Raw genomic sequence first — 25,315 nt, forward strand, 5'->3', positions numbered from 1 at the left:
CGCTTACCTATCACTTTTATGGCTTCTCAAGCGGTGCGCCGGGTGGCCAAGTGAATCCATGATCCGAGCGCGGCCACCGCCGCCGTGCTGGCCAGCAAACCGGGAGATTGAAGGTGCAACTCAGCCGCGACGAATTGCTGCGAGCCTATCGCCAGATGAAGGTCATCCGCGAGTTCGAGGAACGTCTCCACGTCGATATCCAGACCGGCGAGATCGCGGGCTTCACCCACCTCTACTGCGGGCAGGAAGCCGTCGCGGTCGGCGTGTGCGAGCATCTTTCGCCGGACGACAAGATCGTCTCCACCCATCGCGGCCACGGCCACTGCCTTGCCAAGGGCTGCGACGTGAACGGCATGATGGCCGAGATCTGGGGCAGCCGCGACGGCCTGTGCAAGGGCAAGGGCGGCTCGATGCACATCGCAGATATCGACAAGGGCATGCTCGGCGCCAACGGCATCGTCGGCGCGGGCGCGCCGATTGCGGTGGGTGCGGGGATCGCCGCCAAGATCGATGGCAAGGGACATGTCTCCATCGCCTTCTCGGGCGACGGCGCGTGCAACCAGGGCACCACGTTCGAGGCGATGAACATGGCGGTGGTCACCAAGGCGGCCTGCATCTTCGTGTTCGAGAACAACCACTATTCCGAGCACACCGGCTTCGAATACGCGGTCGGCACGAACAAGGACATCGCCAGCCGCGCCGAAGCCTTTGGCATGAAGGTCTGGCGCGGTGACGGGACGGACTTCTTCTCGGTCTACGAAACCATGCGCGAAGTGCTCGATTACGTCCGCATCCCCGGCAATGGCCCGGCGGCGGTCGAGTTTGATACCGAGCGCTTCTTCGGCCACTTCGAAGGCGATCCGCAACGCTATCGCGGCCCGGGCGAGCTCGACCGCATCCGCGAGACGCGCGATTGCATCAAGAAGTTCCGTGCCAGTGTGACGGGCGCAGGCCTGCTCACCGACGCCGATATCGATGCCGTCGATGCCGATGTGATGGAGGCGATCGAAACCGCCGTCGCCAAGGCCAAGGCCGCCCCGCGGCCCACCCCCGAAGACGTCCTCGAAGACGTCTACATCTCGTACTGATCTCCCCGAGGAGCGCGACCAATGGCAAGAATGATGTATCGCGAGGCGGTCCTCTCCACGATCGCCGAGGAAATGGAGCGCGACGAAAACGTCGTCGTGCTGGGCGAAGACGTGGTGGGCGGCAACGGCACCGCCGGTGGCCCCGAAGCGATCGGCGGCATCTGGTCGACCTCGGCCGGGCTCTATGGCAAGTTTGGCGGCGACCGCGTGATCGACACCCCGATCTCGGAAAGCGCGATCATGGGCGCAGCTGCGGGCCTCGCGCTCGCGGGCAAGCGCCCGGTGGCCGAACTGATGTTCGCAGACTTCATCGGCGTCTCGCTTGATCAGATCTGGAACCAGCTCGCCAAGTTCCGCTACATGTTCGGCGGCAAGACCAAGTGCCCCGCCGTGATCCGCATGGCCTGGGGCGCGGGTTATAACGCCGCCGCGCAGCACAGCCAGGCGGTCCATCAGATCCTCACTGGCATGCCCGGCCTCAAGGTCGTGATGCCCAGCACCCCGGCCGACGTGAAGGGCCTTCTGCGCACCGCGATCCGCGATGATGATCCGGTGATCTTCCTTGAACACAAGGCGCTCTACGGCGTGAAGGGCGATGTGCCGGACGACAAGGATTTCATGATCCCGTTCGGCCACGCGCGCCTCACCCGCGCGGGCAATGATGTGACGATCGTCTCGACCGGCCTGCTGCTCGGCTTCTGCGAAGCTGTCGCCGACAAGCTGGCCGCCGAAGGCATCGGCTGCGACGTGATCGATCCGCGCACGACCAGCCCGCTCGACGAGGAAGCGATCCTCGATTCGGTCGAAGTCACGGGCCGCCTCGTGGTGGTGGACGAAACCAATCCGCGCTGCAGCTTTGCGGGCGATATCTGCGCGATGGTCGCTGAAAAGGCCTTCGCCAGCCTCAAGGCCCCACCGCTCAGCGTCACTCCGCCGCACACCCCCGTCCCGTTCGCGCGCGAGCTGGAATCCGCGTACCTGCCCTCGATCCCCAAGATCGAAGCGGCGGTGCGCAAGGTCCTCTCCTACCGCTAAGGATTGCCGTCATGGCTGATATTCGCCCCTTCTGCATGCCCAAGTGGGGCATCGAAATGACCGAGGGCACCATTGCCGAATGGATGGTCAAGGAAGGCCAGGCCTTCACGCGCGGCCAGGTCATCTGCCTCATCGAAACCGACAAGATCACCAACGAAGTCGAAGCGGAATACGACGCCGTGCTGAAGCGCGTGCTCGTCCCCGCGAGCGACCAGCCGCACCCAGTCGGCGCGCTGCTCGGCGTGTTCACCGATGCCGCCACCACCGATGCCGAAGTCGATGCCTTCATCGCTGCGTTCAAGCCGGCAGAAACCGGTGTCGCCGCCAAGGCCACGAGCGCCGAGCCGGCGCCGGCTGCGGCCGCCCCCGAACCTGCGCCGACCGCTGCGTCGGAACCCAAGAAGATCGTTACCAACCGCGCGATCAGCCCCGAAGCGCTCAAGCTTGCCGAAGCCCACGGCGTCGATATCGAACCCATCGCCGGTTCGGGCCGCGGTGGCCGCATCACCTATCAGGATGTCGTCCAGGCGATGCGCCCTGAGCGGGTCTACACGCCGCAGGGCCCCGCCGAACTCCCGGCAGAAACCCGCACGGCCTTCGCCTCGCCCCTCGCCGCGCGCCTTGCCGCGCAATATGGCATCGATCTCAGTACCCTCAAGGGCACCGGCCCGCGCGGCCGTATCTCGAAGGCCGACGTGCTCGGCGCGGTCAAGCCTGCCGTGCCCGAAGCCGCCCCCGCACCCGTGTTCGGCGCACCCTTCGTGGCGGTCGCCAACACGCCGGTTGTCCAGCCCTTCGACAAGGTGCGCAAGGTCGTCGCCCGCCGCCTGACCGAGGCGAAGCAGACCATCCCGCACTTCTACCTGCGCGTCTCGGCGCGGGTCGATGAACTCGTCGCGCTGCGCAAGACAGCCAATGTCGTGATGGGGACGAAAGCCTCGATCAACGACTACCTTGTCAAGGCCGTCGCCATGGCGCTGGTTCGCCACCCGGACGTCAACGTGCAGGTCGCTGCCGATGCGGTGCACAGCTTCCCGCATGCCGACGTCGCCATCGCAGTCGCGAGCCCCAAGGGCCTCGTCACGCCGATCGTGCGCCAGGCCGATCGCATGCACATCGCGCAGATCGCCACCACCACCCGCGCCCTCATCGACAAGGCGCAGGCTGGGCGCCTCAGCTTCGAGGACATGGATGGCGGCACTTTCAGCATCTCGAACCTCGGAATGTTCGGGATCGAGGAATTCGACGCGATCATCAACCCGCCGCAGGGGGCGATCCTTGCGGTCGGCGGCATCAACCGCGTGGCGACTGAAACGGCTGAGGGTGACATCGCCTTCGAAGGCCAGATCAAGCTCTCGCTCTCGGTCGATCACCGCGCGATCGATGGCGCGGCGGGTGCGGCCTTCCTGCAGACGCTGAAGGCACTGATCGAAACGCCGGAATCGCTGTTCGCCTGATGGCCAAAGTCAGCTAATGGGCCTGCCCATCCGGCAGGTCGCCTATTTCTGCGCAGATGTGCGTGCGGCGGCGGCTGCGCACCATGCAGCCTATGGCTCCGGCCCATTCTTCGTCGCGGACAATATCCCGGTGGCGCGGGCGGTTCACCGGGGCGTGGAGCGTCTGCACGATCACAGCTCCGCCTACGGGCAATGGGGCGAGGTAATGGTGGAGTTCGTGCAGCAGAACAATCCCGGTCCCTCACCGTTCCATGACATGTATCCGGAAGGTTCGGGCCGCTATGGGCTCCACCACGTTGCCGTGTTCGTCGATGATGTCGATGCAGCGCTGGCAGAGTTTGCCGCCCAAGGCGCCCCTTGCGCGATGCGCGCGGAAATGGCCGATGGCTTCGTCTATGCCTTTGCAGATACCAGCGCGAGCCTCGGCCACATGACCGAGCTCTATGCCCCGCGCGCCAGCCTGCTCGGCTTCTACGCGATGGTGGCGGACGCTGCCCGCGAAGGCGCGCCGGAGCGCGATCTCATCACCACCATCCGTTTGCGCTGAAAGCTGCTTCCATGACCACCAACCGCTTCTGGCAGCTCGATGCCCATCCCAAGGGCGACGACTTCGCCAGCGCCCTCTCGTTGCGCGAGGAACGGCTTCAGCCGCTCGCTGAAGGCGAAGTCCGCATTGCCGCTGAGTGGCTCTCGATGGACGCCGGCACGCGCATGTGGATGAGCCCGCGCACCGATGGTTATCAGCCGCCGCTGCCGCTCGGCTCGAAAATGTCCGGCCTCGTCATCGGCCGCATTGTCGAAAGCCGCGATCCCGCCTTTGCGCAAGGCACGCTTGTGCGGGGCTTCGGCCAGTGGGCGGATTATTCCGTTGTCACCCCAGCCATGGCCGGCCTCATGGTGCTCGACGAAAGCCTGCCCGACCTGCGCGAGCATTTCGGCGCGCTCGGCATGAACGGCTGGACGGCGCTGCTCGGCGTGCGTGATACCGCGCGCATCCAACCCGGCCAGTGGATCGCCGTCTCGGCCGCAGCTGGCTCCACCGGCAGCCTTGCTGTGCAAGTCGCGCGCAATCTCGGCGCGCATGTCGTCGGCATTGCGGGCGGACCGGCCAAGTGCGCCTATCTCACCGAGGAGCTGGGTGCCGATATCGCAATCGACTACAAGGCGGACGACATCGAAGCCCGCCTCGCCGCCGAAGTACCGGGCGGGCTGAACGCCTATTTCGACAATGTCGGCGGGCCGATCCTTGATGCCATCCTGCCCAGCATGGCGCTGTTCGGCTCTGTCGCGGTCTGCGGCCTCGTAGCCGCCTACGATGCCGACAAGCCGCTCCCCGGCCCCGCGCGTTACGATCAGGTGCTGATGAAGCGCCTGCGCATCGAAGGCTTCTTCGTCCCCGATCACTTCGGCCGTGCGGAGGAGTTCATCCCCCCCTTGCGCCAGTGGCACGACGAAGGCCGCCTCATCTCGCGCTTCGACGAAACGCATGGCCTCGAAAACACGCTCGCAGCCTATGCAAAGATGCTGGGCGGCGGAGCGATCGGTAAAGTGCTGGTGAAGGTGGCCTGACCATGTGACGCTCTCTCCCCTTCAGGGGAGAGAGCTATCGCATCAATCCGCCATCCACTTTTCCAGATTCTCATGGAAATACCGCACCCGGCGCTCCTGCCAGGCGAGATAATCGCGCTTGTACCCGCGCGAATGCAGGCCGCGCTGCTGGGCTTCCCATACCGAAACGTCCTGATCGATGCCGGGCCCGGCGGAAACATCGCCCCACTTGCCCTGCACGTGCGGCGCAGGCACCGAAACGTCGACCCATTCGGACATCGACTGTGAGTAGTAGCGCGTCGTCCCGGCGGGGAAGAGCGTCATGTACCACATGTCGAAGTAGCACTTCTCGGGATCAGTCTCGTGCGGCCGCGCGCGCAGCCAGATGTTGCCATCGGGCTTGAGGCTGAACGAGAGGTTCGGGAAGATCGTGTAGTGCCAGTGGTCGGTCAGCTGGTCATCGTGATAGGTCGAAAAGTCGAAGCCCTTCGATGCGCCCTTTTCGCGCTTGGCCTGCTGGAGCGCCTTGCGGATCTCGCCCGTCTTGCCGCCGCGGAACTGTTCGGGATCGAGATCCCAGAACACCAGCTCCTCGCGCAGCATTTCGAGCGTCTCGGCCTCGCCGCCGCGCAGCTGTTTCGTCGGCCCCGCGCCCGGCATGAACATGCGCGCATGGCCTTCGGGATAGAGATCGAACTGGCAGTGGTTGTAGCCATATTCCATCACGAACTTCGTCTGCGGGTGGACGAAGGGCACGTGATAGCTCTCGTTGAAGTTGTCCTGCACCAGCTTCCAGTTGAAGTTGCCCTCGATCGTCACCCAGTGCGTGCGCACCATCGCGTCCATCGGATAGGTATCGATCTGATCGGCGATCGGCCCCATGAACTGGCGCAGCGGGGCGGCGTCCTTGTCCATGTTGATCCACACGAAGCCGGCCCAGGTCTCGCACTTCACCTCGACGAGATTGAGCTTGCCGCAGGGCGAGCCCTGCACGAAATCAGCCTCGTCGGGCACGACCTTGAGCTTGCCGGTGAGGTCATAGGTCCAGCCGTGATAGGGGCACACGAGCCGCTTGGAATGGCCCTGCTCGCCCGTGACCACCGGCATCGCGCGGTGCTGGCACACGTTGTAGAACGCGCGCACCGCGCCATCATCACCGCGCACGCAGACGATGGTTTCTGGGCCGAAATCGGCGGTCAGCCAGTCGCCCGCATTGGGGATCTGTGCCTGCGTACCGGCGATCTGCCAGGTCTTGGTCCAGACCTTCTCCCATTCGCGGTCGGCCCATTCCTTGGAGAAGTAGCGGTCCGGCGTGATCGGCGCATTGCCGAGCGGCGGATCGGCAAGCGGCGAGATATCGGCCAGCGAAGTGGCGCGGGCACGGGCGAGTTCGGCCGAAGTCGTTGTCTCAGTCGTCATGACATGGTCTCCTTTATCAGGCACCGGCAAAGTGATTGTAGGATGGATCGGCGTGGCTGCGTGCGCCAAAGGCGTAGTCCGGCATGGCCCCGCGGTCCCACATGTCGGTCGATGGGGCGACTGTACTCCAGTCATAGACCGCATGGCGATGCGAAATGCGCCATTCGCCCTCGCGGCGCTCGAACCGGTCGAGATAGCGCCCGGCGGCAACCATGAAATTGTCCCCCTCTGCGCCCGGAACATGATGGTGCGCGATGAAATAGGCCTCGCCCTGCGCCCTGTCGCCTTCCACCTCGATCAGCACATTGCCGATCACATGCTGCGTGCGGCGCATGCCGGCGAGCACGTCCATCACCCACGGCACGAAAGCTTCGGCCGTGCCCTTGTACATCCCGTGGTCATCAGTTGCATCGGGGTGGAACACCGCGCGCACCAGATCGGCATCGCAGCGGTCGATCCCGCGTGCGAGGCGGTGGACGAGCTCGGTGCAGGCCATCTTGTCGAGCAGCAGCGCAACGCGCGGATCAAGGTCAGCGGCCATATGTTCAGTCTCCGGTATAGAGGGGATCGTCTGGCAGGCGCTTCCCGTGCCGCGTGAGCGCGCCATAGAGCGGCCCATCCCACTGCGCGGTCGATGGCCCATTGCGGCTCCAGTCGAGCACATAGCGCCGGTGCAGCAGCCGCCAGTCGTCGCCGCGCCGCTCGAGCCGGTCGAGGTAGCGGCCGCCGACTTCCATCTCGTAAGGGCCATCGGGGGAATCGACCTCATGCCACGCGCGGCAATAGGTCTCTGCTGTGGCATGCGCGCCGTCGATATCGATCAGCATGTTGCCCAGAAAATGCTGCGTCCGGCGCATTGCAGCAAGCGCGGGCACCACGCCGTCCGACCACGCCAGTGCATTGACCTCTCCGGTCCCGTAATCGGCCACGGCTTCCGGCCACCAGACCTCGCGCAGCACCGCCAGATCGCAGCGGTCGATCCCGCGCGCATAGCGGCTGAGCACATCCATGATCGCCACCTTGTCGGCCAGCTCTTCGGGGCAAACCTTGCTCATCGCAGGCTCATCTCCTCGCGGCGGCAACTGAGATCGTTCGGCGCTCTCGCACCCCACGGAAACATCGTCTCACCCCCCGGCAGATCAGCCGCCGGCTCATCGCGCACCCAGTCGACGAGTTCGCTGCGGTGCGCGATCTTCCACACACCTTCGCGCCGCTCGTAGCGATCGACATAGCGCCCTGCGACGAACATGTCCCGCTCGCCGCCTTCCGCAGCAATCCGGTGGTGCGCCTGAAAATAGACCTCGCCGAAGGCCATGTCAGCGCTCTCGAAATCGATGCGCACTTGCCCGATCATGTGGTGATTGGCCTTTTGCGGCGTCAGCACCCGCTGCGCAAATTCGACAAACCCGGGCGCATCGCCCTGCCAGCCGGCGCCGTAGTCGGTCGTCGCATCTTCGTGAAACACCGCGATATGCAGCGCCGGATCAAGCCGGTCCTGCGCGCGCATGTAGTCGCAGCTCAGGTCATAAATGGCCTGCCAGGATATCAATCGATCGATCGGGTCCATCATCAGTCCCTTGTTAGATAGTGATCGATCGTCTGGTGGAACTGTCGAATTCGCGCCTCCTGATAGTTCCCCAGCGTCTGCCCGCGCTTGGCCGAACCCAGAAAGCCTTGGTATTGCAGCGCCAGATTGTCGGTATCCTGATCATAGACCCCGCCCAGCCCCGGGTTCATCCCCGGCGCCTCGGCATAGGATTGCTCGACCGTCAGCCGCACCGGCTCGGGCGGATGCTCCACCGGCGTGCCCGGCGGCACCAGCTTCAGGAACATCAGATCGAACAGCGAGCGCGAGGGGTCGTTCCCGATCGGCCGGAACCGGTAGATCATCGGCAGCGAGACGCCGGGAAACAGGCACATATTCGGGAACAGGTGATATTCGATGGAATCGAGCATCTCGCTGTCCGAATACTGATCGAGCGGCACGCCCAGAGCCTCGGACATCTGTTCGCGCAGCAATTGTGCAGCATAAGAGCGCGCCGTTCGGCCTTCCGGAAGCGGGCCTCCGCCTACTCGCAGCTTGTCGAACAGTTCGGCCTCGGTCTGCGTGCCGGTATAATGCGGGCTCGCCACGCCGATGGTGTGCACAAACCGTGTCACGTGATCGCTGAACAGGTCATATTGCGCATTGGCATCCGCCGCCGTCGGCAGTGCTTGCGCGTGCGTTTCATAGACGTGGTAGGCCTCGAGAAACGCCTCCTGCGCGGCCTTCCAGTTGGTCGGCAATTCCTTCTGCAAGTGCAGCGAAATTCGCCGGTCGGAGAGGTCCCAGCGGCCCGAAAAGTGCTCGGCAAGCGGCCCCAGTTGCTCCTTGAGCGGACGCGCATTGTCATCGAGGTTGATGAAAATGAACCCGCCCCAGGTCTCCATCCGCACTTGCGGCAGCTGGAATTCCTCGTCCTTCACATGCGGGAAATCCCACCGGCACGGCAGGTGCGAAAGTTCCCCCTCCAAGGACCAGCGCCAGCCGTGGAACGGACAGCGGATCTCCACCGCATTGCCGCTGGTGTCGGACCGCTTGAGCTGTGTGCCGCGGTGCAGGCACACGTTGCGATAGGCGCGGATTTCCCCGTCATCACCGCGCACGATCAGGATCGACCACGGCCCGATATCGTAGGTGATGTAATCGCCCGCCTCGGGAACATGCTCCTCGCGCGCGGCCCATTGCCAGGTGCGCGCCCACAGATGGGTGAACTCGCGCGCCATGAAATCGGGCGAGGTATAGCGGTCGTAATCGATGTCGGCATCGCCGGCGAAGGCATAGGCCTCGGCTATCAACGCGGGCGGCACATCCTGCCCATCGGCGAGGATGATGTCGCGCGTGCTCGGCCCGGGGCAGCGTGCCGCGCCGGGCTCCGCAGGGAGAGGCAGACTGGTTTCAAGGTTCATGCCCGAAAAACTCCTTCATGCCCCTCCCTGTTCCGGTCAGTACCGGAAGGTGGCCTGCAGCCGCACCGTGCGCGGCATCGAACCATAGCCGATGATATCGCCCAGCGTGGCATTGTTGGTGCCGGTTCCCGCGCCCGTCAGCGGTGCGGTGCCGCCGCCGATGAAGTAGAACTTGTTGGTCAGGTTCTTGCCGATCACGGCAAACTGCCAGCGATCATTCTGCGCGCCGATCCTGATACCCGCATCGAGCACGGCATAGCCGTCCTGCCGGGTATAGGGATCGCCAAAGCTCGATCCGAGGTACGAGCTCGAGCTGCGCGTATCGATATTGCCGCCGATCTTCAGGCTCGATCCGATGTCGGTTTCATAGTAAACGCCCGCCGTCGCGGTCCATTCCGGTGCGGCCGAAGTCGGCGTGCCGCTCAGATCCTGCCGCTCGATGCCGGCCACGCGCAGCGAGCAGCCCGCCGCAATGCTCTGCCCAGACCAGCAAGGTGCGATGAAATCGATGTAGCGCGCCCGGTTGTAGTTCAGCGTGCCGTGGAGCGAGAGACCGGGAACCCCGCGCGGCGCATATTCCAGCTCCAGCTCGACACCCTTCGAACGCGCCGCACCCGCGTTGTAGGTCACATAGGCGAAGACCTGCGAGTTGAAGAAGTCGATCTGCAGGTTGGTGTACTTGTAGTTGTACAGCGTCAGGTTCGCACGCAGCTGGCGGTCGAACAGCGTGGTCTTGATGCCTGCCTCGAAGCCGCGGCCGCGTTCGGGGTTGAACGCAAGGTCAGCAGAAGGATTGTTCGTCACCAGCGCGGAGTTGATCGCGCTGTTCGAGAAACCGCCCGATTTGTAGGCAGTCTTGTACGCACCATAGACCATCACGTCCGAACTGGGCTTCCAGCTAATCGTCACGTCCGGCGACCAGTCCTCGAACGTCTGGTCCCCGGTCAAGGTGCCGTTGGTCGCCGCGCTCTGCGGCCGGAAAATGCCGGTCAGCGCGGGATTGACGTAAGGCTGGGTGAAGACGCTGTTTTTGGTCTCGTGCGTGTAGCGCACACCCGCCGTCGCCTCGAGCGTGGGCAGGATCTTCCAGATCGCCTGGCCATAGGCCGAAAGGGTCTCGCCGTCGGTTGCCGAATCCTTGGAATAAGCGACATAGCGCATGCCGGTCGGCGCCTTCGAGTTTTCGATATTGGCGAAGAGCACCGCCTGGAAGAACGTGCGCTTGGTCTTCTGGTAGAGCCCGCCGATCATCAGGTTGACCGGCGAATCGAACTTCGTCAGCGCCCGCAGTTCCTGGCTGAAGGCGTGATAACTGGCGTTCTCCGTCGCCCACACGCCGCCGCCGAGGAAGTCGCAGTCGCAGCCGAACTTGTTGTTGTTCCAGTTGTAGTTGGTGACCGAGTTCAGCGTGACGTTGTTCATGTCGTAGTTGACCGTGCCGGTCATCTGCCACGACTTGTAGGTGTTGTAGAGATCGCCGTTGCTGCGGCCATAAGGCGTCGCCTGCGCGATATCGACGGGGAAGTTGTTCTGGTAGAGCTTGAAGCCACCATCGCACTTGTAAGCCGGGTTCAGCGCCGTCGCACCGGTCGGGCAGCGCACCGCCGAATAGTTCCAGCCGTTGCCGATCGTGTCGTTCCACGAACCCGATGCCTTGAGCGTCGCGGTAAGGCCGCTGCCGCCGTCATACTTCAGGGTGGCACGGCCGATCAGTTCGCGCTCCTGCGGCTGGTCCGCCGCTGCCGCCGCAGCGGTATGCGGATTGACCGTGCCAGTCGCCACGTCGAACGTGTTGTAGGCCTGCGAGCCTGCAGCATTGCGGTAGTACCCGCCGAACATCTTCGAACCGCGCACGGCAAGGCGCAGGCCAAGCGCTTCGCTCAGCGGCGTCGAGTAGATCAGCTCGCCATAAAGCTGGCGGGCATTCACTTCATAGCCGACGCGCGCCAGGATCTCGCGGTCCTTGCCCGGATCGGCGGTGGTCAGGCTGATCACGCCGGCGGTCGCGTTCTTGCCATAGAACAGCGCCTGGGGTCCTTTCAGAATCTCGACACGGGCGAGATCGAAGAAGCCCTCGTTGATGACGCGGCCCTGGCCGTAATAGACACTGTCGACCACGATCGCGACCGACTGCTCGATGCCGATCGAGGTGGCGTTCGAACCGATGCCGCGCATGGTCAGCTGCGCGCCGGCGCCGTTCGAGGCGCGCGCAACGGTGAACTGCGGCGTGGCCGCAGCAATCTTCTCAAGGCTGGTGAGATCGCGCGCCTGCACGGTTGCGGCGCTGATCGCCTGCACCGAAACCGGAATGCTCTGCACGCTTTCCGAACGGCGACGGGCGGTGACGATGATGTCCTCGACACCGCTCGCGGCGGGTGTTTCAGCCGTGGCACCGGACTGCGGCGGTGCGGCCGCTTCAGCGGCGGCCAGCGCGGGGCTTGCCGCCAGCAGCGCGCCGGGCACGAGCATCGCAAGAACGGCGACGCGCGCCGTGCCCGCAAGAAATTCCTGTCGCACCGAATCAGTCTGGCGCATTTCACCTCTCCCGCTTGCTTATGCCGCCGCCCGGATTCTTGCGCGGGTCGGCGAACTGTAGCGAGGGTACCAATCCCGCCCGGCGGCTCAACTGTTTATGCGGCTTTTCAGTACTTTTGATAGGGAAACCGGCAGCTGTGCCGGATCGCAAAACCCCCCTGCCGCCCCGGTGCCGCGCGGGGCTTCCCCAGCAGAAAAGCCGGCCCTTTGGCGGGGCCGGCTTTTCGTGTTCAACTGCCTGTCAGTGGTCTCTGGCCGCGCTTACCACTCGTGCGGCTCGCCGTTCCATTTGCGGAACGCGCCGGTATCGGCGAGCGTCCATTCCGCGCCCAGCTTGCGCAGCCCTGCCGCGCTTTCGGTGGGTGTGATCTGCGCATGCGGACCGCCCATGTCGGTCTGCACCCAGCCGGGGTGGACCAGCCCGATCACGATTCCCTTGCCCTTGAGATCGATGGCCACCGAAGCCATGAGCCTGTTGAGCGCCGCCTTGGCAGAAGCATAGGCATACATGCCACCCATCGCCCACGACGAAGCGCCCAGCTGGCTGGTCACGTTGATCACCCGGCTGCCTTCGCCAAGCCGCGGCAGGAACGCCTGCAATACGCGCAGCGGCCCCTGCACCATGATTGCGAATGCCTCGTTCCACGCATCCCAGTCCGCGCCTTCCAGCTCATTGGCCATGGGCCCGGTCACGCCCGCAACGTTATAGAGAACGTCGATCGCGCCGTCCCCGCTCGATGCCGCTGCCGCGCGCACCGAAGCATCGCTCGCCACGTCGCAAGGATGGATCGTGAGCTTCCCGCCCGAGGACGCCGCAAGCGCCTCCAGCGCCGCACTGGCCTTGCGCGGCAGCGCGATCACGGTGTCGCCTGCTGCAACATGCTGCGCAGCAAGCTCAAGTCCGATGCCGCGCGCGGCCCCGGTAATCGCGACGGTTGCCATGGCGTTCTCTCCTTACAGTTTTACAGCTTGAGCAGCTGCTTGCCCTTGTTCGAACCAGAGAACAACCGCTGCAAGGTGGCAGGTGCATTCTCGAAGCCGTTCTGCACGTCCTCGCGGTAGGCCAGACGGCCTTCATTCACCCACTTCACCAGGCGGCGGCGGATGTCCGGGAATTCGCTGGCCCAATCGAGCACGATGAAGCCCTGCATCCGCGCCCGGCGGAACACGAGGTTGAAATAGTTCTCCGGCCCGGCCGGCAGGTTGCCCGTTTCATAGCGGCTGATGCCGCCGCAGATCACCACGCGTGCATTGGTCGCGATGCAGGCCAGCATGTCGTTGAGGATCTTGCCGCCGACATTGTCGAAGATCACGTTGATCCCGTTCGGCGCCAGTTCCTTCAGTTGCGCCCGGATCGGCCCGGCCTTGTAGTCGATGGCGTGGTCATAGCCCGCTTCCTTGACGAGCCATTCGCACTTCTCCGGCCCGCCCGCGATGCCGATCACGGTGCAGCCCGCGATCTTTGCCAGCTGGCCGACAATCGAACCGGTAGCACCCGCCGCGCCCGAGACGACCACCACGTCGCCAGCGACCGGCTCGCCCACCTTGAACAGGCCGCAATAGGCCGTCACGCCCGTGGTGCCGAGGATCGAGAGCATCGCCGTCGGCGGCAGATCGGGCATGCACGGGATGAGGCCCTCGCCATCATGAATAAGGTACTCGCTCCAGTTGATCGAGCCCGCGAGCGTGGTGCCCACCGGGAACTTGCCGCCGTTGCTTGCGACGACCTCGACGATGCCCGAGCCGCGCATCACATCGCCAATCGCCATTGGCGCGACGTAGTCCGCAATGTTCTCCATCCAGCCCTTCTGCGCCGGATCGAAGCCGAGGTAGTGCGTCTTCAGCAGCATCTGGCCCGGCCCCGGTTCGGGCAGCGAGGTCGTCACCAGCTTGAGGTCGTCATCGTTGATGGGGCGGCCGCGCGGGTGTCCATTTAGCAGCCATTGGCGGGTTTCAGTCACGCGGAATCTCCCAGAAGCGTTGTTTCGGAAATGAGACTAGCGGCACCGCCGCGCATCCGGACCTACCGAATTGGATGAGCCCCAAAGGGCAGGATCTAGCGCGACATCCCGGCCATACGCGTGGCGAGCGCCGGATCACGCGGATCGTTCCAGTCCTGCCGCGCCGCCCACCGCGCCAGACTCGCCGGCTTGTGCTGGAAATGCTTCGCCATCTCCTCAGGCGTCACCACCAGCGGCGACTGCGGCTGCGCGTTATACCACCGGTAAAACTGCGCCATCCCGTCATAGATCGAGGCCGGCTTCACGTCCGGCGAACCTGTCACCAGCAGGCTCATGGCCGAAGCGAAGTCATCCGGCGTCAGGCTCTTGAACACGATGTGCTTGCCAGAAACCTCGCTCAGGATCGCTGCCACTTGATCGCCCACCAGCGCCTCCGGCCCGCCGACGCGGTAGCGCCCGCTCGGCAGATCGGGATTGGCCAGCGCCTCGACCATGAAGGCCGCCACATCATCAAGGCAGATCCACGAGATCTTGAGATCGGGCTTGGCCGGATAGGCGAACACGCCCTTGCCCACGATGCCGGGCTTGTTCCAGCTGCGGATCATGTTGTCCATGAACACGCGCGATTCGATGATCGCCCATTCACAGCCGCTGCCCGCAATTGCCGCGATGATATCGCGCCGTCCGTCCATCGCCGGGCTGCCGATATCCTCGTCCGCGATGTGGCAGCTGGTGTGGAAGACAATGCGTTTCACGCCATTCGCGCGCCCCGCCGCGGCGATGTTCGCGCCCATCTTGCACGCAAGATCGCGGTCGAACACGAAGGGCAGATGCGCAGCGATCGCGTCCATGCCCCTCGCCGCTGCGATCATCGAAGCCTCATCGTAGATATCCGCCGCCACGGTTTCGACATCGGCGAACTCGGTCCCTGCAAGCGCGGCCGGATTGCGCAGCGCCGCCACCGGGGTCATCCCCGCCGCCTGCAGCCGGGTCAGCAGCGGATGCCCCTGGTCGCCCGTCGCGCCCAGCACCAGAATGCGCATGTTCGAAAATCCTTCCTTATTGGTTGGCAAGCCGCGCGGCCGTGCGGCCCGCGATGCAGCCGAAAGTCAGCGCCGGCCCCAAGGTGCCGCCCGCGCCCGCATAAACACTACCCGTCGGGCAAGCGATCACATTGCCTGCGCCATAAAGCCCCGGAATCGGCTCGCCCTCCACATCCAGCACTTGCGCCGCCGCATTGGTCCGCGCCCCGCCATTGGTGCCAAGCGCGCCAAGCTTGAGCTGCACCGCATGGAACGGCCCTTGGCTGAGTGGCCCCAGCGTTGCCGCCGCACCGGGCCGCGAACGGTCTCCATAGAAATGATCGTATGTGCTCACGCCGCGCCCGAAATCGGGGTCTTGAGCGTTGGCAGCATGCGCGTTGAAGCGCTCGACGGTTTGCAGCATGGCTGCAGCATCGACGTCGATCTTCGCTGCCAGCTCTTCCAGCGTATCCGCCGCAAAAACCCAGTCCGGCAGCGCATCGAAGGGCATCACCGGCCCGATCGGATAGCGCGCGCGGTACTGTGCATCGAACACGAGCCATGCCGGATTGTTGGGATAATCGTAGGTCGCGGGATCGAAGAGGTGGAAGGCCCCCGCAAGCGAGGAATAATTGATCGCCTCGTTGCAAAACCGCTTGCCCGCCCGGTTGACCAGCAGGCTGTGCGGCAGGGTCCGCTCGATCAGCACCGGGCTCGCCCGCTGCTCCCCGCCCGCCCAGTGTGCGCCGCCGATCGAAAGCGTCGGCACCCACCACGCGCTCGTCATGTTGCCCAGCCCCGCGCCGACCGACATCGCCAGCTTCAGCCCGTCGCCGGTGTTCCCCGGCGGGGAGGCAGGCATATCGAGCGGCCCGCGCAGAAACGTCTTCTTCAGCGCCTCGTTCCACTCGAACCCGCCAGTCGCCAGAATGACCCCGCGTGCCGCACGTATGCTGCGCCCGCCCGCAAACGCCACGCCGACCACCCGGCCCTCTTCCACGATCAGCCGGTCAGCCTTCATACCCAGCTGCGGCTCGATCCCGCGCGCCAGGCACGCTGCGAGCAATCGCCCGACCATCGCCTGCCCGAACCCGCGCAAGTCCGCGTCCGCGCGGCGCTTGAGCTCCGCCGGATCGACATAGCCGCTGCTGCCGCCCAGCGGCGTTTCGCGCAGCATCATCCGCTGGATCACGCCGTCGCTGAATACCTTCTCGGCCCAAGGCCCCAGCGTCGTGAAATCGAACAGCTCGTTATCCAGCGCGCGGCCGCCTTCCGGTTTCGCGCCGGGCCGGTCGAGGTAATAGTCCGGATAGCCCGGAAGAATGCTGACCGCGAGCGCACCCGCTTCTTCCAGAAAGGCCAGCGCGCCCGGCGCCTCGCGCACGAAGGCGCCGAGCACTTCGGGCTCCATCTCGCCGTGATCGAGGCTGCCGAAATAGGCGAGCGCGTCCGCCTCGCTGTCGGCCACTCCGGCGGCCTGCATCCGGGGGTTGTTCGCTGCCCAGATGATCCCGCCCGAAACCGCCGCCGTGCCGCCCAGCCGCTCGCCCTTTTCGACGAGCACAACCTCGGCGCCCGCCGCATGCGCCGAAAGCGCGGCTGCCATGCCCGCCGCGCCCGCGCCGATAATCAGGACGTCGGTCTGTTCGCTCACCTCACAGCCCCCCGGCGACATAGAGGCACTGCCCCGTCACCCAGCCTGAAGCGGGCGAAACGAAATAGAGCGCCGCCGCCGCGATATCCTCCTCGCGCCCGAAACGCTGCAGCGGGATGCCGATCATTTCGCGCAGCGCCTCGCGCTTGGCTTCGTCGTCGGTGCGCATGCAGTCGTTGAAGTTCTCGGTCGGGATCGGCCCGGGCGCGACGGCGTTGACACGGATCTTCGGCGCCAATTCGCGCGAAAGCGTCTGCGTCAGGCTGTTCACCCCGGCCTTGGCCGCCGCATAGGGACCGTTCTTCACTTGCGGCCCGAACGCGGCGCGTGAGGAGGTGTTGAGGATCACCCCGCCCGCTTCGCCCATGGCCTTGGCCGCGACCACGGCGCCCATCCACACGGCCTTGAGGTTGAGATCGACCTGCGCGTCCCAGCTCGCCTCGGTGGTCTTGGTGAGATAGCGCGGATTGCCATCGGGGATGCCGCCAGCATTGCTCACCCAGATGCTGACCGGCCCCAGCTCCTCCGCCGCCCGCGCGGCAAGGTTTTCGAGCGCGGCCATGCTGGTGGCATCGGTCGGTACGGCCAGCGCCCGCCGCCCGCGCGCGCGGATTTCGTCCGCTACCGCCTCGATATCTGCCGCGGTCCGCGCGCCGAGCGCGACATCCGCACCGGCCTCTGCCAGCGCAATGGCAATCGCCCGCCCGATGCCCTTGCCTGCGCCGGTGACGACCGCAATTTGCCCGTCGATGCGAAACCCGTCCAGAATGCTCATGCTGTTTCGACCTGCCGTTCCATCTGCGCCACCCGAGGATCATTCGGCCAGACCCATTCCTGACCAATGACCTGCTCCACCGCGAGTTGCGGCGGCACCCGATCCAGCCCGATCATCTTGTCGCAGGTCTGGTGGAAGCTGTAGATGCGCGCTTCCTGATAGCTCAGCGGCACGGACTTGAAGCCGTCGCTTTCCATCGACTTCTGGATCGCCTCACCAAACTGGGTGTCTTCCTCGATGATTGGGCTCAGTTGACGCCCGCCCATCCCGTCGGGGACGGTCCAGAGGTCTGGCACCGGGCCATCACCCCAGTCGAGCGCCATGGTGATGAGTTCGAGCCGGGTAGTATTCAGCGAAGCCGGCCAAAAGATCAGCGGCGGAATGAAAAAGTTGGAGAGCGGCGAGACCCAGTTGGGGAACATCGTGTAGCTCTGTGTGGTGGTGCGCCCGAGTTCGCCCACCGTCTCGATCGACTGCCATTCCGGCGGGTTATCGATCGCGCGCACATGTTCGCGGTCGGTGTTTCTCGGCGCGGGCGCGATCATCCGCGCGTGGCCATTGCGGTACATCGTGTTGACGTTGCGCTTGTGATCGACCAGCGGCGCCACTGTGCCGGGATGGATGAAGGGCACATGGTACACCTCCATGTTGGCCTCCATCGCCACCTTCCAGTTGCACTTGAGATCGAACGACTGGCGCGCGGCGAGCTTCACCTTGTCGAACGCGAACTCCTCCCATTCGTCCCAGATCGGCCCCATCCAGTCGCGCAGGGACATGGCCTGGTCATCGAGGTTGACGAAGATCAGCTTGCCATACATCTCGCAGCGCACCGAAATCAGGCTGCGGCAGGACTTGTCGAGGCCGGTGAAGTCCTGCGCTTCGGGGACGCCGACGAGTTCGCCGTCGGTCTTGTACGTCCAGTTGTGATAGCCACACATCAGCCGTGGGCTGCGCCCGCGCTGCTCGGTCACCACCGGCGCGCCGCGATGGCGGCAGGTGTTGTAGAACGCGCGGACTACGCCATCCATGCCGTGGACGATGATCAGCGGCTGACCGGCATTGTCCCACTGCATGAAGCAGCCCGGTTCGGGCACTTCATCGAGATGCGCGGCAAACAGCCAGCTCTTCTTCCAGATGTACTGCTGCTCGAGATCGTAATACTCCTGGCTCGTGTAGCGCCCGGCGGGCAGGTCCGGCAGATGCGGGAAGCCTTCGGGCGGGCGGTCACGCGCCCCTTCCCATTCCATCAGCCGCTTGATCGTATCGACCGTCTGCTGATCCATCATGGCCAGAACTCCCTTCCTGAGGCGATATCAGGCGTTGCCCGCGATCACCGATTTCGCGTCATCCACGCGGATCGCCGCGCCATTGATGAACTTGCTTTCGTCCGAGGCGAGAAACACCACCGTGTAGGCGATGTCGTCGGGCTCGCCGAGCTTGGTGATCGGTCCGCCATTGAGCGCTTCTTCCGCCCCGCGCATGAGCGCCGCCTGACGGCCTACTTCGATCACCATCGGCGTCAGGATGCCCGCCGGGTGGATTGAATTGCAGCGGATGTTGTAGCCTTGGCGCGCACAATGCACTGCCACCGCCCGCGTCAGCCCCTCTACCGCGCCCTTTGCTGCGCAATACGCCGCCACTGCGCTTTCGCCCTGGACCGATGCGATCGAGGCCATGTTGATGATCGAGCCGCCACCCGTCTCCTTCATCACGCGCACCGCGTGCTGGCAGCCGAACCAGGTGCCGTCCGCGCTCACCGCCATGATGAAACGGTAGTCCTTCTCGGTCTGCGTCTCGATATCGCCGAGTTCGACCACGCCGGCATTGTTCACCAGCACATCGAGCTTGCCGTGCCGCGCCACGACATCATCGACCAGCGCCTTCCATTCGGCATCGTGGCGCACGTCGAGGTAGCGGAACTCGGCCATCTCGCCGATCTCGGCCGCGACGCGCTCGCCATTCTCGCGGTCCACATCGGTCAGGATCACCCGCGCGCCTTCGCGCACGAACATGCGCGCGTCTGCCTCGCCGAGGCCCTTGGCCGCGCCCGTGATGATCGCAACTTTTCCAGCTAGCCTGCCCATAACGCTGCGTTCCTCTCAATTATGCAAGTTCCCACCAATTCACCCCGGATGCTAGGCAGACGTTACTAGCAAAAGAGAGGGGCGAGGCCGTGCCAGTGACGACAGAGGAACTGCTGGCACGCGAGGAAGTGCGCGATCTGCTGCACCGCTATTGCAAGGGAATCGACCGGAAAGACTGGGCTCTGGTCCGCTCGTGCTTCGCTGATGACCATGTCCATCGCCACTCCACCTTCATCGGATCGCCGGACGAGTTTATCGGTTTTGCCAGTGCCGTGCTGGGCACGATCCCCGCGACGCACCACACCATCGGCAACGTCCACTTCACCTTCGCGCCCGATGGCCTGAGCGTGGAGACCGAAGCCAACTTCGTCGCCTACCACTTCATCGAGGCCGGCCACATGGAAGGCACCCCCGTGCCGACCCACGGCAAGGCCACCGACTGGATCGTCGCAGGCCGCTACTGCGACCGCATGGAAAAGCGCGGCGGGCGCTGGATCATCGTGGCGCGGCAGGCATACCACGATTGGGAACGGGTCGAGCCGGCGAATGTGTGAAAACCCCCACCGATTCCCAGCCCCGCTCACCCTGAGCCTGTCGAAGGGTGCTGACGCGACGGTCGGGCATGATGCTTCGACAGGCTCAGCATGAGCGGTTTGGGGTTTGATCAGGTTTTTGAAAAGAGGATGAAACTATGCGACTGAACGGCAAGACCGCCCTCATCACCGGTGGCTCCTCAGGCCTCGGCGCCGCCATGGCCGCGCGCTTCGTCGCTGAAGGCGCTTCCGTCGTGATCGCCGATATCGATGACGCTGGCGGCGAAGCGCTCGCCGCGCAGCTCGGCGCAAACGCGCGCTACATCCACCTCGACGTGACGCAGGAAGCCGACTGGGCCGCGGCTGTCGACGGCATCCAGGCGCTGGACTGCGTGATCAACAACGCCGGCATAACCACCGCCGGCAATATCGAGCAGGTCACGCTCGAACAGTTCCGCCACGAATTCGAGATCGACGTCGTCGGCGTGTTCCTCGGCTGCAAGTATGCCGTCGCCAAGATGAAGCAGACAGGCGGCTCGATCATCAACATGTCCTCGCTCGCCGGGATCAAGGCGACCGCTGACCTTGTGGCCTACAACGGTGCAAAAGCGGCAGTCGCCATCATGACCAAATCCGTCGCCGCGCACTGCGGCAAGAGCGGCTACGGCATTCGCTGCAACTCGATCCACCCCGGCGTGATCCGCACCCCGATCCTCGACAAGGTGCTGGCGCAAGTGCCCAATCCGGAGGAAGTCTACGCCGGTTGGGTCGCCGTTCACCCGATCGGCCGCATCGGCACGCCCGAGGAGATCGCCGCCATCGCGGTCTACCTCGCTTCCGATGAATCCACCTTCACCACCGGCGCCGAATTCCGCATCGACGGGGGAAGCTCGATCTGATGAACCCTATCTCCTTCGCCTCGGGCATCGTACCCGAATTCGGCCCCGTCGATACGATCCGCGCCGCGGCTGCGGGCGGTTTCGACATGACAGGCCTCTGGGTCGAGCCCGGTGATTGGAGTTATACAAAGACGCGCGAGGCCCGCTCCGCATTGGCGGACACGGGCCTCCCGCTGCTCGACGTCGAGGTGATCTGGATCCAGCCCGGCAGCGACATGGCGCTCCACAAGAAGGTCATCGATGTCGGCGCGGAATTGGGCGCGCAGAACGTGCTGTGCGTATCCTCCGATCCCGACATGGCGCAAACCGCCGCGCGCCTCCACGAGCTTTGCGTCCATGCCGAGAGCTCCGGCATGCGTGTAGCGCTGGAATTCGGGATCTTCACGGAAGTGAAGACGCTCGCGATGGCCCTCAGCGTGCTGGATATGGTCGCACACCCCCTGCGCGCACTCCTTATCGATCCGATCCACGTCGACCGCTCGCAAAGCCCGGTCGCCGATCTCGCGAAAATTCCGCGCGAACTCCTGCCCTACGCCCAGTTCTGCGACGCACCCGCCCAGCGCCCCGATCCGGCAGACTTCGGCGCGATCATCACCGATGCCATCGACCTCAGGCAGCAATGCGGAGAAGGCGCGCTCCCGCTGGCCGCGATGTACCAGGCATTCCCATCCGGCATCCCGCTCAGCATCGAACTGCGCTCCAAGGCCCTGCGCGAAGCCTGCCCCGATCCTTTCGATCGGGCCAAGGCAGTGGCAGAGGCAACCCGGCGCTGGCTAGCCGCCAAAGCCGGCTAGTTCCCGCGCCCCTTCACAAACGCTGCCACATCATCGTGCAGCGCCTTCAGCGAATCCTCGTGCGCATAAACCATGTGGCCTGACGGGTAATACTTGTACGAAATGTTCGCGCGCAGGCTCTCCGGAACGGGCAAGTGCCGCATCTGGAAGCGGCCTTCGAAGTAAGGCGTTGCGGTGTCGTAATAGCCGCCCAGCACCAGCACCCGCAGCGATGGGTTGGTCTTCAGGGCGAAGGCCAGATCGGGGAGCACGTTCGCTGCGCCTTCCACCGCGTATCCGGCGCCCGGCGGGGTGTGCTTGAGGTCCCATTCGCCCACGTTGGCAAACAGCTTGAACGCCTTGCCCGCGCCGAAGCGCAGCGTGCCGCGCGCATAATCGTTGAAGGCCGAGACATAGGCTGAACTGATCGCGGTGGACTGCGGATCGTAGTCCGCTTCCTTGCTGAGCACATCGAGACTCGGCCCGGCGAAGCGTGTGTCGAGCCGGCCCACGGTCTGCCCGGTCTCGTCCATCAGATTGCGGTTGAACTGACCGAGATTGACCCTGAGATTGGAGCGCAGGATGTAGGCCGGGGTAAGGCCGGTGTAGCGCGCCAGCTTCTCGGCAATCTCCTGCTTGCGCGTCGCCGGAAGGTCGTTCCCCTCGATCAGAGCAGCAGCATAGTCTCCGGTCGCAAAACGCTCGGCCTCGGCAAGGAACGGTTCGAGCGCGGCGGGGCGGCCGCCGGGAACGCGGTTATGGTACCAGGCGGTTGCAGCGTACGTCGGCAAGGTCACGATATAGGGCAGGTCGTTGCCGGGGTTCCACTGCGGCGCATCTGCCCAGAAATCGAACGCCAGCGTCGTCGAAAGCAGCATGATCCCGTTGAGATCGACCGAATCCGCATTCTGCAACCGCGCCGCCAGCGCCACCGCGCGCGGCGTGCCGTAGCTTTCACCGAAAAGGTAGCGCGGGGAATTCCAGCGCTGGTACTTGGCCAGGAACTGCTTGATGAACTCGGCAAAGGCGTAAACGTCCTGATCGATGCCGTAGAACGCCTTCTCCTTGTCCTTGCCGGCGATCCGGCTGAACCCCGCCCCCGGCGCATCAATGAAGACAAGGTCCGCCACATCGAGCGGGCTCTCGCCGTTGTCGACCGCGCGGTAGGGCGCAGGCGGCGTATGGCTGCCGTCCGCCGTCACCACCCGGCGCGGGCCGAAGGCGCCCATGTGGAGCCATACGGTGGAGGAACCCGGCCCGCCGTTGAACACGAAGAGGAGCGGGCGATCCGCAGCGGGAGCGCCCTTCTTGAAATAGGCGGTGTAGAACATCGAGGCTTCGGCGGGTGCCTCGTCCCCAACCGCTTCGGCCTTGGGCTTTGCCGCATCGTCCCAGCCCTTGGCATGGACCACGAGCGTGCCTGCCACCGCCTTGTAGTCGATCCGCGCACCGTGAACGGTGACGGACCCTTCGCTCGACACTTCGTCCGGCTCAAACAATGCAGAAGGCGCGGCCTTCGCCGCCTCGGCAGGCTTGGCCGCATCCGCCGGCTTTTCCGCCGCCAGTGCCGCCGTGCTCAGACCCAATGCCAAAGCCAGCGCAGAAATCCCCAGCAACCGCATGAAACGCCTCATTCGCAAACAAAAAACCGGCGCAGGTGGTCGCACCGCGCCGGTTTCTTGTCCAGCCTCTACACCGGAATATCCCACCCCAAACCCGCTCATGCTGAGCTTGTCGAAGCATCATCCGCGGCGGCCGCGCCAGCACCCTTCGACAAGCTCAGGGCGAGCGGGTTTGGGAGTGGTGCGGAACTACCCCGCCGATGGCCGGTGCGCCGTGTCTGACCAGTCCTGCCGCGCCACCCACTGGGCCAGCGTTTCGAGCTCTACGCCCGGCAGGCGCTCCATCATCGCTTCGGTATTCACCTCGAAGGGCTTGGTCGGCGCGTTGTTGTTGTAGTTGTAGAAGGCCGCGATCCCTGCCGAGAAGGGTTTGCGCTCCGCTTCCGCCATTGAATCCCCCAGCGCGGCCACCAGCAGGTCGCCGAACTCCTCAGGGGTGCAGGGATCGTACTTCACCGTGTAGCCGAAGTGGTCCGAAAGGATCTGCGCGACCTGCGGCGGCAGCAGGCGCTCCGGCCCGCCGATGTTCATCCAGGTACCTTCCATGTCCGGCCGGTCCATCGCGTGGATCATGATCTTGGCCACATCATCGAGGCTGATCCAGTTCGCACCCAGCGTCGGCTTGTGCGGATAGACGTAGCGGCGCTCGTGCATGATGAAGGGCCGCGCCCAGTTGGTCAGCAGGTTGTCCATGAACAGCACCGAGCCGAACACTGTGGCCGGCACGCCAGAGCGGAAAAGCGCATTGATGCCCGCCGTGTTGCCGGCATAAGTGAAGGCATCGCCGGGCTTGTCCGGGATCCAGCTCGAGGTGTTCCACACGAAGCGCTTGGCATCGACTTCCTTGGCCGCCTCGCCGATCCAGCCGGCGAGTTCGGCGCGCGAATCGCGCAGCTGCAGCGGGTGGTTGTAGAACACCGCGTCCGAACCCTCGAGCGCCTTGGTGTAGGTCGACCGGTCATAGAGATCGATCACCCGCGTCTCGATATCGGCGTTGGTCGGCCCGAGATCGGGCTTCTCGTTGCGCGAAAGTGCGCGGACCTGATGACCTGCGGCGACAAGCTGACGCACTTGTGCCAGCCCCTGCCGGCCGGTTGCGCCCACGACGGATACCAGAGCCATTTCGCATCTCTCCTCTTTGGGTAGAAGCTGCCCGGCTCTCTGGCCCGGTGCAGCCGGAATTTCTGGACCTAGCTGCGGATCGCGCTGGCCCCGTCGACATTGAGGTCGGTCCCGCTGGTGAAACTCGAATCCTCGCAGGACAGGAACAGGATCGCGCGGGCCACTTCATCAGGCTCGCCCACGCGGCCCATCGGGTGCGCGGAGGCCATCACGGCCTCGATCTGCTCAGGGGTCGCACCGCCGGCGTTGAGATAGCGGTTGTACATCGGCGTGCGGATCGCACCGGGATGCACGGTGTTGGCGCGTATCTTCAACCCCCGCTCGGCGCAATCGAGCGCCACGGTCTTCGTAAGGTGCGTCACCCCCGCCTTGGACGCGCAATAGGCCGCCATGCCGCCAGCCGCGCGGTGCGCGAGCATCGAGCCGATGTTGACGATAGTGGCAGGTTCATCGGATGCCGCCAGCGCCGGGAGCGCGGCACGGCAGCCGTAGAAGCTGCCCGTGAGGTTGATATCGATATGCCGGTGCCAGCTGTCGAGATCGACATCGACAGTGTTCCCCGGCTCGGAAATCCCTGCGATGTTGCACAGCGTCGTCAGCTTGCCGAAGCGCGCCAAGGTTGCCGCCACGGCCGCTTCCCACTGCGCCAGATCACGCACGTCCAGCTGCACCGCATCGGCATTGGGGCCGAGCGTCGCGGCATGGGCCTTGGCCTTGTCGAGCTGCAGGTCGCCCAGCATCACGCTGCCGCCCTCGGCCACGAACAGCGCCGCAACCGTGCCGCCAATGCCTTCCGCGCCGCCCGAAATCAGGGCGACCTTGCCGGTCATTTTCCCCAT

Annotated in this window: 24 protein-coding genes; 8 read left to right on the plus strand and 16 right to left on the minus strand. The window is 64.8% G+C overall.

Features of this window, described 5'->3' with window-relative positions; all coding sequences use genetic code 11:
- Positions 1-113: 113 nt before the first annotated feature.
- From ACO06X_RS08825 to ACO06X_RS08845, 5 genes are read left to right on the plus strand one after another with little or no spacing between them, the layout of a single operon-like run.
- A complete protein-coding gene (locus tag ACO06X_RS08825) occupies positions 114-1,088 on the plus strand; it encodes a thiamine pyrophosphate-dependent dehydrogenase E1 component subunit alpha (protein ID WP_421839549.1) in 975 nt (324 codons plus the stop codon).
- 21 nt (positions 1,089-1,109) lie between these two features.
- Entirely contained in the window at positions 1,110-2,123 is a 1,014-nt protein-coding gene (locus ACO06X_RS08830) for an alpha-ketoacid dehydrogenase subunit beta (RefSeq protein WP_298167275.1), read from the plus strand.
- Positions 2,124-2,134: 11 nt separating this feature from the next.
- Complete coding sequence (locus ACO06X_RS08835) at positions 2,135-3,580, plus strand: 2-oxo acid dehydrogenase subunit E2 (RefSeq protein WP_421839550.1); 1,446 nt, start codon at positions 2,135-2,137, stop codon at positions 3,578-3,580.
- A 16-nt stretch (positions 3,581-3,596) separates the two neighbouring features.
- Positions 3,597-4,127 carry a VOC family protein gene (locus tag ACO06X_RS08840; RefSeq protein WP_421839551.1) on the plus strand — a complete coding sequence of 177 codons (531 nt, stop codon included), beginning with the start codon at positions 3,597-3,599 and terminating at the stop codon, positions 4,125-4,127.
- A gap of 11 nt (positions 4,128-4,138) precedes the next feature.
- Positions 4,139-5,149 carry an NADP-dependent oxidoreductase gene (locus ACO06X_RS08845; protein WP_421839552.1) on the plus strand — a complete coding sequence of 337 codons (1,011 nt, stop codon included), beginning with the start codon at positions 4,139-4,141 and terminating at the stop codon, positions 5,147-5,149.
- Between the two features lie 42 nt (positions 5,150-5,191).
- On the opposite strand, the gene ACO06X_RS08850 is transcribed toward ACO06X_RS08845, so the two are convergent.
- The 13 genes from ACO06X_RS08850 to ACO06X_RS08910 all read right to left on the minus strand — a co-directional run bounded on the left by ACO06X_RS08850 (position 5,192) and on the right by ACO06X_RS08910 (position 19,527).
- Complete coding sequence (locus ACO06X_RS08850; protein ID WP_421839553.1) at positions 5,192-6,547, minus strand: aromatic ring-hydroxylating oxygenase subunit alpha; 1,356 nt, start codon at positions 6,545-6,547, stop codon at positions 5,192-5,194.
- 16 nt (positions 6,548-6,563) lie between these two features.
- A complete protein-coding gene (locus tag ACO06X_RS08855) occupies positions 6,564-7,088 on the minus strand; it encodes a nuclear transport factor 2 family protein (RefSeq protein ID WP_421839554.1) in 525 nt (174 codons plus the stop codon).
- A 4-nt stretch (positions 7,089-7,092) separates the two neighbouring features.
- Positions 7,093-7,602: a nuclear transport factor 2 family protein gene (locus ACO06X_RS08860; RefSeq protein WP_421839555.1), complete on the minus strand. Its 510-nt coding sequence runs from the start codon at positions 7,600-7,602 to the stop codon at positions 7,093-7,095.
- Positions 7,599-8,114: a nuclear transport factor 2 family protein gene (locus ACO06X_RS08865; RefSeq protein ID WP_421839556.1), complete on the minus strand. Its 516-nt coding sequence runs from the start codon at positions 8,112-8,114 to the stop codon at positions 7,599-7,601. The genes ACO06X_RS08860 and ACO06X_RS08865 overlap by 4 nt, the downstream gene beginning before the upstream one ends.
- 2 nt (positions 8,115-8,116) lie before the next feature.
- Positions 8,117-9,496, minus strand: a complete 1,380-nt coding sequence (locus ACO06X_RS08870; RefSeq protein WP_421839557.1) for an aromatic ring-hydroxylating oxygenase subunit alpha — start codon at positions 9,494-9,496, stop codon at positions 8,117-8,119.
- Positions 9,497-9,532: 36 nt separating this feature from the next.
- A complete protein-coding gene (locus tag ACO06X_RS08875) occupies positions 9,533-12,031 on the minus strand; it encodes a TonB-dependent receptor (protein WP_421839558.1) in 2,499 nt (832 codons plus the stop codon).
- Between the two features lie 261 nt (positions 12,032-12,292).
- Complete coding sequence (locus tag ACO06X_RS08880; protein ID WP_421839559.1) at positions 12,293-12,973, minus strand: SDR family NAD(P)-dependent oxidoreductase; 681 nt, start codon at positions 12,971-12,973, stop codon at positions 12,293-12,295.
- Between the two features lie 20 nt (positions 12,974-12,993).
- Positions 12,994-13,992: an NADP-dependent oxidoreductase gene (locus ACO06X_RS08885; protein WP_421839560.1), complete on the minus strand. Its 999-nt coding sequence runs from the start codon at positions 13,990-13,992 to the stop codon at positions 12,994-12,996.
- Positions 13,993-14,087: 95 nt separating this feature from the next.
- On the minus strand, positions 14,088-15,035 hold the full coding sequence (locus ACO06X_RS08890; protein ID WP_421839561.1) for an SDR family oxidoreductase: 948 nt from the start codon (positions 15,033-15,035) through the stop codon (positions 14,088-14,090).
- A 16-nt stretch (positions 15,036-15,051) separates the two neighbouring features.
- Entirely contained in the window at positions 15,052-16,668 is a 1,617-nt protein-coding gene (locus ACO06X_RS08895; RefSeq protein ID WP_421839562.1) for an FAD-dependent oxidoreductase, read from the minus strand.
- 1 nt (position 16,669) lies between these two features.
- Positions 16,670-17,443, minus strand: coding sequence for an SDR family NAD(P)-dependent oxidoreductase (locus ACO06X_RS08900; RefSeq protein WP_421839563.1), 774 nt, complete (start codon positions 17,441-17,443; stop codon positions 16,670-16,672).
- A complete protein-coding gene (locus tag ACO06X_RS08905; RefSeq protein ID WP_421839564.1) occupies positions 17,440-18,729 on the minus strand; it encodes an aromatic ring-hydroxylating oxygenase subunit alpha in 1,290 nt (429 codons plus the stop codon). The genes ACO06X_RS08900 and ACO06X_RS08905 overlap by 4 nt, the downstream gene beginning before the upstream one ends.
- 27 nt (positions 18,730-18,756) lie before the next feature.
- Positions 18,757-19,527, minus strand: coding sequence for an SDR family oxidoreductase (locus ACO06X_RS08910; protein WP_421839565.1), 771 nt, complete (start codon positions 19,525-19,527; stop codon positions 18,757-18,759).
- 89 nt (positions 19,528-19,616) lie between these two features.
- On the opposite strand from ACO06X_RS08910, the gene ACO06X_RS08915 reads away from it, so the two are divergent.
- The 3 genes from ACO06X_RS08915 to ACO06X_RS08925 all read left to right on the plus strand — a co-directional run bounded on the left by ACO06X_RS08915 (position 19,617) and on the right by ACO06X_RS08925 (position 21,753).
- On the plus strand, positions 19,617-20,081 hold the full coding sequence (locus ACO06X_RS08915; protein ID WP_421839566.1) for a nuclear transport factor 2 family protein: 465 nt from the start codon (positions 19,617-19,619) through the stop codon (positions 20,079-20,081).
- Positions 20,082-20,218: 137 nt separating this feature from the next.
- Positions 20,219-20,959 carry a glucose 1-dehydrogenase gene (locus ACO06X_RS08920; RefSeq protein WP_421839567.1) on the plus strand — a complete coding sequence of 247 codons (741 nt, stop codon included), beginning with the start codon at positions 20,219-20,221 and terminating at the stop codon, positions 20,957-20,959.
- The gene (locus tag ACO06X_RS08925; RefSeq protein ID WP_421839568.1) at positions 20,959-21,753 is read left to right on the plus strand and encodes a sugar phosphate isomerase/epimerase family protein; all 795 of its coding nucleotides are present in this window, start codon (positions 20,959-20,961) and stop codon (positions 21,751-21,753) included. The genes ACO06X_RS08920 and ACO06X_RS08925 overlap by 1 nt, the downstream gene beginning before the upstream one ends.
- Here ACO06X_RS08925 and ACO06X_RS08930 read toward each other — a convergent pair.
- The 3 genes from ACO06X_RS08930 to ACO06X_RS08940 form a co-directional block, all read right to left on the minus strand.
- On the minus strand, positions 21,750-23,354 hold the full coding sequence (locus ACO06X_RS08930) for a S10 family peptidase (RefSeq protein WP_421839569.1): 1,605 nt from the start codon (positions 23,352-23,354) through the stop codon (positions 21,750-21,752). The two genes, ACO06X_RS08925 and ACO06X_RS08930, sit on opposite strands and share 4 nt — an antisense overlap.
- Before the next feature lie 189 nt (positions 23,355-23,543).
- Positions 23,544-24,476: an SDR family oxidoreductase gene (locus ACO06X_RS08935; protein ID WP_421839570.1), complete on the minus strand. Its 933-nt coding sequence runs from the start codon at positions 24,474-24,476 to the stop codon at positions 23,544-23,546.
- 68 nt (positions 24,477-24,544) lie between these two features.
- Positions 24,545-25,315, minus strand: a complete 771-nt coding sequence (locus ACO06X_RS08940) for an SDR family NAD(P)-dependent oxidoreductase (RefSeq protein WP_421839571.1) — start codon at positions 25,313-25,315, stop codon at positions 24,545-24,547.

This window comes from Novosphingobium sp., assembly GCF_965229225.1.
Lineage (GTDB): Bacteria > Pseudomonadota > Alphaproteobacteria > Sphingomonadales > Sphingomonadaceae > Novosphingobium.